Raw genomic sequence first — 12,136 nt, forward strand, 5'->3', positions numbered from 1 at the left:
AGTTGCCATGGTCGAAACGGCCCGTCGAACGCCCCCTGCCGGACAGGCCTGAGCGAACGCCGCCGGTCAGGGCGCGGCGGCGTACACCGGACGCCCGCGGAACCAGGCCACCGTCCGCCGGAGCCCCTCCTCCAGGGGCACGGCCGCGGCGCCGGGAAAGAGCCGCCGGAGCCGGTCGTCCGCGGCCTGGGACTCCCGGACGTCGCCCGCGCGCGGCGGGCCGTGCCGCACCTCGACGGGGGTGCCCAGCACCACGGACAGCCGGCGGGTCAGCTCCAGCACCGACACCCGCGTGCCGAACGCCAGGTTCACCGGCTCGTCGCTCGTGACCCGCCGCAGGACGGCGTCGGCGAGCACCCCGGTCACCGTCCCGACGAAGGTGAAGTCACGCGTCTGGTACCCGTCCCCATGGACGAGGAGAGGCTCCCCGCGCATCGCCGCGTCGACGAAGGTCGGCACGACGGCGGCGTACGCGTGCCCGGCCGGCTGCAGCGGGCCGTAGACGTTGAAGAACCGGAAGGCCAGCGACGGCAGCCCGAAGCTCGCCCCGTACGCCAGGACGTACGCCTCGGTCGCGAGCTTGCTGGCCCCGTACGGGCTGAGCGGCCGCGTCGGCAGGTCCTCGTGCTTGGGCAGCGACGCCACCGAGCCGTACACCGAGGAGGACGAGGCCGCCACCACGTGGACCGTCTCGCGCCGGCAGGCCTCCAGGACGCGGACCGTCCCGGTGGCGTTCACGTCGTGGCTGGCCACCGGGTCGGCGAGCGACCGGGGGACCGACGGACGGGCGGCCAGGTGCACGACGGCGTCGGCCTCGGCCACGAGCCGGCCGAGCACGACGGTGTCGAGGATGCTGCCCTCGACGAGTTCGGCGCCGGTGCCGTCGAGGTTGGCGGCGCACCCGGTGCTCAGGTCGTCCAGCGCGACCACCCGGTCGACCTCGGGCCGCCCCATGAGTTCGCGGCACAGGTTGGCGCCGATGAAACCGGCGCCCCCGGTCACAAGGACCTTCATCGGGCCCCCTCCTTCTGTCGTACGGGCCACCAGCCCCGCTCCTGGGCGATGGACGCGTAGATCCCGGTGATGTCGGCGACGAGGCGTTCGGCTCCGAACCGCTGGGTGGCCCACGCCCGTGCCCGGCGGCCCATCTCGCGGCGCCGCGGGTCGTCCAGGAGCAGGCTCGCCGCCCGGCGGGCCAGCGCGCCGGCGTCGCAGGGCGCGAGCAGGCCGGTGACGCCGTCGTGCACGACCTCGGCGACGCTTCCGACACGGGTCGCCACGACCGGCACGCCGGACAGCCCCGCCTCGATCAGCGAGACCGGCATTCCCTCGTTGTCCGAGGTGAGCAGCACCAGGTCGGCCGCGGCGTACACGGTCTCGATGTCGCGCCGCCAGCCCACCATCCGCATCGCGCCGCCGAACTCCGGCACCGCCGCGGTGACCTCGCCGGCGGCGTCACCGCTCCCGCAGATCACGAACCGCACGCCGGGGACGAGTCGGCGCAGCTCCCGCGCGACCTCCACCAGCCGGTCCGGCCGCTTGACGCCCGTGAGGCGGCCCACGAACGCGACGACGGGCTCGCCGCCGGGCACGCCGAGCGCGAGCCGCGCGGAGGCGCGATCGGGCGGTGTGCCGAGCTCGGTGCCGGGCGGCACCACGGTGTACTGCTCCGCACGGCCGATGCCCGCCGCGACGAGCTCGTCGCGCACCCGCGTGCCGACGGCCACGAGACGGTCGCAGAGGTGGGCGGACATCCGCTCGCTCTGCACCACCATCTTCGTCTTCGCGGGTGAGAAGTAGCCGTAGAGCAGGTGGCCGTGGTAGGTGTGCACGCGCACCGGCACCCGGGCGAGCACGGCCGCCGTGCGCCCGAGCAGCCCGGCCTTGGCCGTGTGCGTGTGCACGATGTGCGGGCGGAACCGCCGCATCGCGGCGACGAGAGAGGCGACCGCCCGCGCGTCGTCGGCCGGACGGATCGACCGGCCCAGAGTGGCGATCCGGTGCGGCGTGACGTCACGCGCACGCAGGTCGAGGTAGTCGGCCTCGCCCGGTTCGACGCTCCCGGTGTACAGGCGCTGGTCGAACAGCTCCCGGTCCAGGCCGCGCATCAGCACGCTCGCCTGCAGCGCCGGCCCGCCGACGTTCATCCGCGCGATGACCCGCATCACCCGAATGCGCTCGTCCGTCATGAGTCCTCCTTCGTCCGGCAGAGACCAGGGACGCTGCGCTGGTTCATGAGTCCTCCTTCGTCGGGGAGGGACCAGGGACGCCGTGCTTGCCGCTTCGCTCGCTCACGGCGACGGCACCAGGTCGGGTCGGGGGGCGGCCTCGCGGCGCGCCTCGGTGATGGCGTCGCTCAGCACGTCGGCGAGCGTGTGGCGCGGCTGCCAGCCGGTGAGCGTGCGCAGCTTCGTCGTGTCGGGCACCCGCCGCTGCATGTCCTCGAAGCCGGCCCCGTACGCCTCGTCGTAGGGGATCAGCTCGATCCGCGACCTGCTCTCGCAGCGGGCGACGATCGCCTCCGCGAGGCGGCCGATGCTGATCTCCTCGGAGGACCCGATGTTGAAGGTCTGCCCGATCGCCGCGTCGTCGTCGAGCAGGCGGAGCAGCGCCTCCACGACGTCGAGCACGTGGGCGAAGCAGCGGGTCTGCCGGCCGTCCCCGTAGACGGTCAGCGGCTCGTCCCGCAGCGCCTGCTGTACGAGCCGTGGGATGACCATGCCGTACGCCGGGCTCTGCCGCGCGCCGACCGTGTTGAACAGCCGGACGACGATCGTGGGCAGGCCGCGCTCGCGGTGGTAGCAGTTGGCGAGGATCTCATCGACGGCCTTGGCGGTGCTGTAGGCCCAGCGGACGATCGACGGGCTGCCCAGGATCCGGTCCGCGGTCTCGTGCAGCGGTCCCAGGGAGTTCTTCCCGTAGATCTCCGACGTGCTGGTCATGAGGATTTTGCGGCGGTACCGATGGGCCGCCTCGATCACCACCTGCGAACCCCGGATGTTGGTGGTGAGCGACTTCAGCGGCTGTTCGACCACCAGCCGGACGCCCACCGCCGCCGCCATGTGCACCACGACGTCGCACTGGTGCACCAGCTCGTCCACGACGAGCTCGTCGAGCACCGAGCCGTGCACGAAATGAAAGTGTGGAGACTCGCTCGCCTCTTCCAGATTGGTGAGCCGCCCCGTCTGTAGATTGTCCAGGGCGACAACGGTGTCACCACGGGCTAATAGGGCATTGACCAGATAAGAGCCGATGAAACCGGCGCCGCCCGTCACCAAATAGCGTGTTCCAGTCCTGTCCGCCATGACACGCCCTCTCGAAATTCCGAGTGGTCAGTGCAGGTAGCACTACCCTTCGTGATCACGCAGTCACTTCAGGTCGGAAACTGGTGATCAAAAAGTCGGTCATCAGTGCACACGGCCACGACATCATCGCGGTGCCGGATCGACAGAGTCCGCGCCGGCGGGCGGGGGCGATGCGACGAGGCGGCACGACCACGGAGGCGCGCGCGGCTTCGCTCCGCCGCGCGGCGGCCCGGCCGTCGTCCCTGCTGCCGCTGTCCGCACCCGTGGTCGCCTTCCTGGTGGTCGACCGCTCATGGCCGGTGGTCGGCGCGGTGGCGATGCTCGCGCTCGGCGTGCTCACCGTGTGCGGCCCGGCGGGCGTCCTGGCCGTGATCCCGGTGAGCCTGCTGGCCGGGCTGTCCGGCGCGACGTCCGTCACGCTCGGCGCCATCGCCGCGGTGACGATGGTCGTGGCGGTCCAGCTCGTGGCCGGCACCCGGACGCCGCGCCCGGCGCACCTGTGGATCGCGCTGCTCGGGCTCCTGGTGCTCCTCGCGTACGTGCTGCCCGCCGGTGGGCCGGGGACCGCGCCCGACCGCTTCTCGGACCTGATCGGCCTGCTCGCCGGCCTGGGACTGCTCGCGGCCGTCGCCGCGTCCCCGCCCCCGGCGGGCCTGATGGCGCGGGTCGTCGCCCTGGCCGGGGCGGTCGCGGCCGGATGGGTCCTGGCCGCCGGGCAGCGGGAGGGCGGCCGGCTCGTCGGCTTCGCCCAGAACCCCAACTTCCTCGGCGCCCTCCTCGCCCTGCCGTTCGTCGCCGCGGCCGGGCTGGCGCTCCGGCACCGGCGGCCCGCGTGGCTGGTGCCCGCCGGTGTGTGCGTGGCCGCGATGGCGGCGACCCAGTCGCGGGGCGCGTTCGTCTCGGCGGCGGCCGGGGTGGCCGTCGTGCTCCTCCAGGGCAGACGGCGCGGGATCCAGGTGGCGGTCGTGGCCACCGCCGTCGTCCTCGGCACGGTCTTCCCCACCGCGATCGACACCGTCGAGCACGTCGCGGTCGGCGACCGGCCGGCGGCGGAGCTGAGCCAGAACTCCTCCGTCCGCGAGCACGTCGCGTGGTATTCCGCGAAGGTCGCGGCCGAACATCCGCTGCGCGGGATCGGCTACGGCGTCTTTCCCTCCTATGCCGAAAACTCCCCCCAGCTCGGTATTTACATCGCCACCCACAACGACTACCTGCGATTGGCGGCCGAGACCGGAATTCCGGCGCTCATCGTCTTTCTCGTACTGATCTGGCTCGGCATGAAAAGCCCGGCATCGGGCGAGGCGGCGGTCCAGCGCGCGATGGTCGCCGCCTACGCGGTCGGCATGCTCTTCGCCAACCCGTTGGCGAATCTCGTGGTCAGCACGCCGTTCTGGCTGGCCCTGGGCTGCCTGCTCGCCGCGCCGGCGTCGCGGGAGCACCCCATCACCTCGGCACTAGGAGTGAAGACATGATCGACGGCCGGCAAGAGGTCTTCGACGGCGACCGGTTCGCCTTCGGCAGCAACTGGCGCGCCTTCGTCGAGCTCGTCGACGAGAGGAGGATCAAGGACGCCGTCGGCTCGCTCGCCGGTGCGCTCGGCACCACCGACCTGACCGGCCGGAGCTTCCTCGACGTGGGGTGCGGCAGCGGCCTGTTCTCGCTCGCCGCGCACCGCATGGGCGCGCGCGTCCGCTCCTTCGACTACGACCCCGAGTCGGTCGCCGCGACGGTCGCGCTGCGCGACCGGTTCGCGCCGGACGCGGACTGGACGATCTCGGCGGGATCGGTCCTGGACGAGGAGAACGTCGCCGGGCTCGGCCGGTTCGACATCGTCTACTCCTGGGGCGTGCTGCACCACACCGGCGAGCTGTGGCGCGCCATGGAGAACGCCGCCGGCCTCGTCGCGCCGGAAGGCCTGCTGTTCATCTCCGTCTACAACGACCAGGGGTGGGAGAGCCGCATGTGGCGGCGGGTCAAGCGCCGGTACAACAAGTCGGGCGCGCTGGCACGCCGGCTGCTCGTGCTCGGCAGCGCCGCGTACATCTACCGCCACAAGCCGCTGGGGACCGCGCTGGGGATGATCCGCGGCGGTGAGATCACGCTCGTACGCCCGCGGCGGGCGCGCGGCATGTCGGTACGGCACGACCTGATCGACTGGGTCGGCGGCTACCCGTTCGAGGTGGCCAAGCCGGAGGAGGTGTTCGCCTTCATGCGCGAGCGCGGCTTCGAGCTGCGTCACCTGAAGACCTGCGCCGGCGGCATCGGCTGCAACGAATACGTCTTCGAGCGCTCCTCAGACGCCCCGGCGCGCGGCTGATAGCCCCAACCGGCCCCGCGCGTACGCCACCTCGGCGGGGCCCGGCAGCAACTCGCGGGGCGACACCCCGCTGGCGCGCACGAACCACGCGGCCTGCAGGCCGGCCAGCGTCACGTACGCGATGCTGGAGGCGACCGCGCTGCCGACGATGCCGAAGAACGGCACGAGCGCGAAGTTCAGCGCCACGTTGACCAGCAGCGCCGCCACCGACATGGACGAGGCGAGCATCGGGCGGTCCAGGCGCAGCAGGTACGCCCCGATCGGCCGGGTCGCGCCGAGCGCCAGCAGCCCCGGGGCCAGCGCGATCAGCGACGGCACGCTGCCCGAGAACGCCTTCCCGTACACGAGAGGCACCAGCGGCGGCGCGGCCAGGCACATCAGGACGGCCGAGGCGACCGCGACGATCGTGCTGAGGCGCGTGACGGCCAGGGTCGCGGCGGCGGCCCCCTTGTCGTCGGTGCCGAGCTGGCGGGGCAGCGCGATCTGCGCGATGGCGTCCGTGACCAGCCGCGTCAGCTCCGCGAGGCTGACCGCGAGGGAGTACAGGCCGACCGCCGCGGTCGTCGTCATCGCGTCCAGGATCAGGATGTCGGAGCGGAACAGCAGGAACAGCGAGGTCAGCCCGAGGTGGTACCGCAGGCCGCGGTCGACGGCCCGCCGCGCGAGCGACCGGTCCCAGTGGCGCAGCCGCGGGCGCGCCGCCGGCACGACCACCGCGAGCGGCACTGCCACCGACACCGCCCACAGCAGCACCACCTCCGCGGACGACAGGCGGGTCAGGTACGCGAGGAGCAGCAGCGGCCCGCACTGCAGCACCCCGCCGAGCAGCGCGGCGGTGTTGACCACCTGCACCCGCGAGCGCAGGACGAGGATGTTGTTCAGGTAGACCACGGCCATCGCGTACGGGATCGCGGCGAGCGCGGTGGCGAGCTGCCCGTAACCGGCGATCGGGATGACGTCCTGCCCCAGCACCCCGACGAGTACCCCGGCGGCGACCGCCGCGAGAGCTCCCACGGCCAGCCCGAGCACCAGCCCGTTCGCGGCCAGGGCCCGCCGGTCGGCACCGCGCGACCACAGCCACACCTGCGACTGCTCGATGGACAGGTGGCCGACGGAGATCGTGATGGTGGCGATCGTGGTGATGACGTAGTACGCGCCGCGCCCCTCCGGCTGGAGCGCGCGGGCGATGACGACGCCGCTGACCGCGCCCAGGACCACCAAGAGGGCGCGGATGCCGACCGTGTGCGCGACCTGGCGGACCGCGGCCGTCACCGCAGCAGCCGCCGGTACACCGCTTCGTGCCGGGCGGCGCACTCGTCCACGCTCAGCCTTTCGGCGGCGCGGCGCCCGGCGGCGCCCATCGCCCGCCGCAGCTCCGGGTCCCCGGCGAGCCGCTCGATGGCGGAGGCCAGCGCGGCGGGGTCGCGCGGCGGTACGACCAGGCCCGCCACGCCGTCGGCCAGCACCTCGGGCACGCCGCCGACGCGTGTGGCGACCACCGGCAGGCCCGCGGCCATCGCCTCCAGGACCGCGTTCGGCAGTCCCTCGGTGTGGGAGGGCAGCACGGCGAACTGGTAGTCCGCGAGCAGCGCACGCGCGTCGGGCACGCCTCCGGCGAGCCGGACGACGTGACCGAGCCGGCGCGCCCGGATCAGCGCGGTGAGCGGCTCGCGCTCGGGCCCCTCGCCGACGAGGCAGACCGCTGGAGGGGAGTTCAGCAGGGCGAGCGCCTCGACCAGGTCGGCGTGCCCCTTGTAGGCGATGAGGTTCGCGACCACGATCCCGCGCGCCGGGCTCCGGGCGGGATCGGCGACGCGCGCGGGCGGCTCGACCCCGTTGGCGATCACCTCGATGCGGTCGGCGGGCACCTTCTCGTCCCGTACGAGGCGGGCTCCCAGGGCGCGGGAGTTGGTCACGTAAAGGCTGGAGGAGCGGTGGCCGGCGAAGTCCAGCGCCGCGCGCAGCAGCCCGGTCGGCTCCTGCGGCGACGCGCCCCGGCGCCCGTTGACCCGCGCCGGCACGCCTGCCAGCCAGGCGAGGGGCAGGACGTGGGTGTAGCAGGTGAACAGGAACCCGTGGCAGACGTCGGGCCGCAGGGTCCGCAGGTGCCGCCACATCGCCAGGAGCTTGCGGATCTCGGCGAGCAGGATCCGCGGGTCCCGGCGGCCGGAGGAGTCGCGCGTTCGCAGGCCCGCGTAGGAGAAGACGCGCGTGGGCACGCCCAGGGCCCGCAGATCGTCCTCGTACGGGCCGCCGCGGCTGACCGCGAGGACGTGCACGTCATGGCCGCGGGCCGTCAGGCGCCCGGCCAGCTTGACGAGCTGGGACTCGGTCCCCCCGACCTGGAGGGACCCGATGGACAGCACGATGCGGAGCGGCCGGTCGGCCATCAGGACCGCCAGCTGTCGGCGCCCGCCGCGATGGCCGTGCCGGCCTGCGTGTGCGCGCCGTCGATGAAGACGCGGTGCCACAGCTCGAACTGGATCAGCGCCCAGATGCGGGGGCTGTGGTCGGTGCCCTCCTGGTGCTGCCGGAGCAGCCGCTCGATCGCGTCGTGGCGGAACAGGCCGCGCGAGCGCGCCGTGTGGTCGGTGAGCAGGTCCCAGGACAGGCCGCGCAGCTCGGTCCGCAGCCAGGACGCGAGCGGCACCCCGAAGCCCATCTTCGGCCGGTTGACCAGCTCGGGCGGCAGCCACTCCGCCACCGCCTTCTTCAGCAGGTACTTGGTCGTGCCCGAGCGGATCTTCAGGTCGGCCGGCAGTCTCGCGGCCCACTCCATCAGGTGCTGGTCCAGGAAGGGCGAGCGTCCCTCGATGGAGTTGGCCATCGTGGTGATGTCGGACTTCACGAGGAGGTCGCCCGGCAGATAGGTGTTGATGTCGACGTCCATGATGGCGCCGAGCTGGGACCCGGCGCGCGAGGCGGTGAACGCCGCGTCCAGGATCTCGTAGCTGTCCACCCCGGCGAGCTGCTCGCGCAGGGCGTCGGAGTAGATCGCCAGCTTCTGCTCGGGCCCGAAGTAGGACATCATCCGCGCGTAGCGGTGCGACAGCGGATGGCTGAGCAGTTCCAGGACGCGCCCGGCCTGCCACGGCGGCGACTGCGGCGCGCCGCGCGAGGTCAGCAGGGCGCCGATGCGCCCGAGCCGGGGGCGCAGCGCCGCCGGCAGGTGGATCCGCCGCGTGCGGTTCATCGCGACGTACCGCCGGTAGCCGCCGAAGGTCTCATCGCCCCCGTCGCCGTTGAGCACGACGGTCACGTGTTCGCGGCTCATCCTGGCGACGTAGAAACTGGGGATCGCCGACGAGTCGGCGAACGGCTCGTCGAAGTGCCACGCCAGCGTCGGCAGCACGTCGAGCGCGGACGGGCGTACGACCAGCTCCTGGTGGTCGGTGCCGTACCACTCGGCCAGCCTGCGCGCGTAGTGCCGCTCGTCGAACTCCTGCTCGTCGAAGCCGATGCTGAAGGTCCTCACGCGGCCCGTGGTCTGGCGTGCCATCGCCGCCACGACCGCCGAGGAGTCCAGGCCGCCGGACAGGAAGGCGCCCAGCGGGCGTTCGCTGACCATGCGCACGCGGGTGGCGTCCAGGAGCCTCTCGCGCAGCTCCTCCGCCGCCTCGCGCTCGTCGGTGACCGGGCGCGGCGTGCAGTCCAGCCGCCAGTAGCGGCGGAGCTCGTGCCGGCCGTCCTGCCACACCAGCACGTGGCCGGGCGGGAGCTTGCGCACGCCCTGGAGGATCGACCAGGGTGCCGGGACGTACTGGTAGGTGAGGTAGTGGTGGAGCGCCACCGGGTCGACCTCGCGCGGTATCGACGGATCCTGCATCAGCGCCTTCAGCTCCGAGCCGAAGACGAGAGAGGTGCCGTCGGACCGGTAGAACAGCGGCTTCTTGCCGACGCGGTCCCGGGCGAGCAGGAGGCGGCGACGGCGCGCGTCCCAGAGGGCGAACGCGAACATGCCACGCAGATGGTCGACCAGCTCGTCGCCGTACTCCTCGTACAGGTGGACGAGGCACTCGGTGTCGCCCTCGCTGGTCAGGCGGTGCCCGCGGCGGCGCAGCGCGTCGCGCAGGTCGCGGAAGTTGTACAGCTCGCCGTTGAGGACCGCGGCGATCGTGCGGTCCTCGTTGTAGACCGGCTGGTCACCGCCTGCCACGTCGATGATGGCGAGCCGGCGCATGCCGAGCGCGGCGTGGTCGTCGGTGTGGAAGCCCGCGCCGTCCGGCCCCCGGTGCACGAGAGCGTCGCACATCCGGTGGACCAGCCCGGCGTCCGGTGCGCCGGCCGACACGGTTCCCGCTATTCCGCACATCGGCGCTCCAGCAGCTCTCGGTAGATCTGGACATGGCGGTCGACCATCGCGTCGACGTGGAGGTGCCGCAGGCTCCAGGCGCGCGCCCGCGCGGCGAGCCGCTCGGCCAGGCCGTGGTCGCGCAGCACGCGGCCGATTCCCTCGGCCAGCGCCGCGCCGTCGGAGGGCGGCACCAGGACGCCGCGGTCGCGCAGCAGCTCGCCGGTTCCCCCGACGTCGGTGGCGACCACCGGGCGTCCCGCGGCCATCGCCTCCATGACGGCGTTGCTCATGCCCTCGTGCAGGGACGGCAGTGCCACGACCTGGGCGCGGGCGAGGAGCGGCTCGACGTCGGTACGGGTGCCGAGGAACCGTACGTCGGCGCCCAGGCGTGCCGCCTGCTCCTGCAGCGCGCGGCGCTGCGGCCCGTCGCCGACGAGGGCGAGGGTGGTCGGCAGGCCCTGGTCGCGGAGGCGCGCGACGGCGTCGATCAGGTACCGGTGTCCCTTGTCGGGCTTGAGGTTCGCGATGCACAGGACGACCGGCGCGGTGGTGTCGATGACCGTGGGGGCGGCCGGGGCGAACGCCGAGTCCGGCAGGCCGTTGTACACGGTGATGATCTTGTCGGGGGAGACCTTCTCCTGGCGGCGCGTGTCCTCGGCGACGGCCTCGGCGTTGGCCACGAGCAGGTCGGTCATGCCGGTGGCGAGGCGTTCGACCGCGAGCATGACGTGGCGGCCCCGCTTGAAGTCACCGAGGCTGCGCCGGCCCGCGACCAGCACGCGGACGCCGGCCAGGCGCGCCGCCGGGGCGGCGGTGACGTAGCTGTGGAAGAGGAAGGCGTGCAGAACGGCGGGCCGCAGCCGCCGCAGGTGACGGACGAGCCGCGCGAAGGCGGCCGCGTTGGCCGGCAGCATGCGCGCTCCCGCGGCGGCGGAGACGAACCCCAGGTGGGTGACGGGTATCCCGGCCGCCCGCAGCGCGCCTTCCCGCGGACCGCCCTCGAACATCAGGAGCACGTGAACGTCGATGCCGCGGGCGCGCAGGCCCTGGGCGAGCAGGACGAGCTGCTTCTCGGTGCCGCCGAGGCCGAGCTGGCCGATCAGCAGGCAGACGCGTGCGGGCCCGCCCGGGAAGGCCGCCGCCGGCCGCCGGTCCCGGTCGGTGGTGCGGCGGCCCGTGCGCTCGTCGCTCGTGCGTTCGTCGCTCGTGCGTTCGTCGCTCGTGCGAAGTTCAGCCATTGCCGGCCACCACGCATCTCCATTCTGGGGCGGTCGCCGCCGTGTGCGTCAGACGCACACGGCGGCGACCGCCGGTGGAACGCGGGTCAGTTCGTGCAGCCGAACAGCGAGCCCAGAGGCACGCAGTTGTTCGGTGTGTTGTTCTGGATGAGGCTGTTGTTCAGCGACACCCGGCTCGGGACGCCGGCGTTGAAGACGCCACCGCCGCTCGCGGCGGTGTTCAGCTGCACCAGAGTCCTCTGCAGGATCAACCGGGCGTCCGCGGCGTTGTAAACACCACCACCGTTGGCGCCGGCCGTGTTGTGGTCGAGCGTGGTCCGGTACAACTCGGCCCGGCCGCCCTGGCCGTTGTAGAGTCCGCCGCCGTTCGTGTTCGCGCGGTTAGCCCGGATGATGCTGTTGTTCGTCGTCATCGAGCCGTCGTTGTACACGCCGCCACCGCCGCCACCGCTGGCGCGGGTCGTGTTGTTCTGGATGAGCGTGCTGCTGACGACCAGCCGTCCGCTGTCATTGGAGATTCCGGCACCGTTGTCCGCGGTGTTGCCGGAGATGGTCGTACGGTACAGGCGGATGGTCCCGCGGGAGTTGAGGATGCCGCCGCCCGAGTCATTGGTCGGCGTCGTGTTGTCGGTAAGTCCTCCGGAGACGAAGACGTTCCGCAGGTCGAGTCTGGCGCCCGATGTAACCTCCATGATCCGGAACGCCGGGGCGGCGGCCGACCTGGTGATCCGCGTCGAGTTACCGCCGATGATGGCGATGTCGCCGGTGATGAGCAGCCCGTCCGGACCGCGCCCGGTCCCCGACGCGGTGGTCAGGACGTAGTCGCAGTTCGAGGCCAGCTCGAGCGTCCCCGAACCGATGCTGTTGACGCCGTTGACCGCCGCGATCAGCGCCGCCGTGTTGCAGGGCACGTTCACGGTCTGGCGGGCGTACGCCGGCTGCGCGACGGCCATTCCAGTCATCATCAGTGTGGCGGCGGCGA

Annotated in this window: 10 protein-coding genes; 2 read left to right on the forward strand and 8 right to left on the reverse strand. The window is 72.7% G+C overall.

Annotation, left to right across the window (positions count from 1 at the left end; translation table 11 throughout):
- Positions 1 to 66 precede the first annotated feature (66 nt).
- From OG417_RS12080 to OG417_RS12090, 3 genes are all read right to left on the reverse strand, one after another.
- Positions 67 to 1,014, reverse strand: coding sequence for an NAD-dependent epimerase/dehydratase family protein (locus OG417_RS12080; RefSeq protein ID WP_329254254.1), 948 nt, complete (start codon positions 1,012 to 1,014; stop codon positions 67 to 69).
- Positions 1,011 to 2,189: a glycosyltransferase gene (locus OG417_RS12085; RefSeq protein ID WP_329254257.1), complete on the reverse strand. Its 1,179-nt coding sequence runs from the start codon at positions 2,187 to 2,189 to the stop codon at positions 1,011 to 1,013. The genes OG417_RS12080 and OG417_RS12085 overlap by 4 nt, the downstream gene beginning before the upstream one ends.
- Positions 2,190 to 2,291: 102 nt before the next feature.
- Entirely contained in the window at positions 2,292 to 3,305 is a 1,014-nt protein-coding gene (locus tag OG417_RS12090) for an NAD-dependent epimerase/dehydratase family protein (RefSeq protein WP_329254260.1), read from the reverse strand.
- Between the two features lie 83 nt (positions 3,306 to 3,388).
- Here OG417_RS12090 and OG417_RS12095 point away from each other — a divergent pair, with 83 nt between their 5' ends.
- Positions 3,389 to 4,777, forward strand: coding sequence for an O-antigen ligase family protein (locus tag OG417_RS12095; protein WP_329254263.1), 1,389 nt, complete (start codon positions 3,389 to 3,391; stop codon positions 4,775 to 4,777).
- The gene (locus tag OG417_RS12100) at positions 4,774 to 5,622 is read left to right on the forward strand and encodes a class I SAM-dependent methyltransferase (RefSeq protein WP_329254266.1); all 849 of its coding nucleotides are present in this window, start codon (positions 4,774 to 4,776) and stop codon (positions 5,620 to 5,622) included. Before OG417_RS12095 ends, OG417_RS12100 begins: the two co-directional genes overlap by 4 nt.
- Here the strand turns inward: OG417_RS12100 and OG417_RS12105 are convergent.
- The 5 genes from OG417_RS12105 to OG417_RS12125 all read right to left on the reverse strand — a co-directional run bounded on the left by OG417_RS12105 (position 5,599) and on the right by OG417_RS12125 (position 12,107).
- Complete coding sequence (locus tag OG417_RS12105) at positions 5,599 to 6,894, reverse strand: oligosaccharide flippase family protein (RefSeq protein WP_329254269.1); 1,296 nt, start codon at positions 6,892 to 6,894, stop codon at positions 5,599 to 5,601. The genes OG417_RS12100 and OG417_RS12105 overlap by 24 nt on opposite strands.
- On the reverse strand, positions 6,891 to 8,012 hold the full coding sequence (locus OG417_RS12110) for a glycosyltransferase (RefSeq protein ID WP_329254272.1): 1,122 nt from the start codon (positions 8,010 to 8,012) through the stop codon (positions 6,891 to 6,893). The genes OG417_RS12105 and OG417_RS12110 overlap by 4 nt, the downstream gene beginning before the upstream one ends.
- Positions 8,012 to 9,934 (reverse strand): asparagine synthase (glutamine-hydrolyzing), encoded by a 1,923-nt coding sequence (asnB, locus tag OG417_RS12115; RefSeq protein ID WP_329254275.1) that lies wholly within the window; start codon positions 9,932 to 9,934, stop codon positions 8,012 to 8,014. Before asnB ends, OG417_RS12110 begins: the two co-directional genes overlap by 1 nt.
- On the reverse strand, positions 9,922 to 11,154 hold the full coding sequence (locus OG417_RS12120; protein WP_329254278.1) for a glycosyltransferase: 1,233 nt from the start codon (positions 11,152 to 11,154) through the stop codon (positions 9,922 to 9,924). Before OG417_RS12120 ends, asnB begins: the two co-directional genes overlap by 13 nt.
- An 86-nt stretch (positions 11,155 to 11,240) precedes the next feature.
- A complete protein-coding gene (locus tag OG417_RS12125; RefSeq protein WP_329254281.1) occupies positions 11,241 to 12,107 on the reverse strand; it encodes a hypothetical protein in 867 nt (288 codons plus the stop codon).
- Between the last annotated feature and the right edge of the window lie 29 nt (positions 12,108 to 12,136).

The organism is Actinoallomurus sp. NBC_01490 (genome assembly GCF_036227085.1).
Taxonomy (GTDB): domain Bacteria; phylum Actinomycetota; class Actinomycetes; order Streptosporangiales; family Streptosporangiaceae; genus Actinoallomurus; species Actinoallomurus oryzae.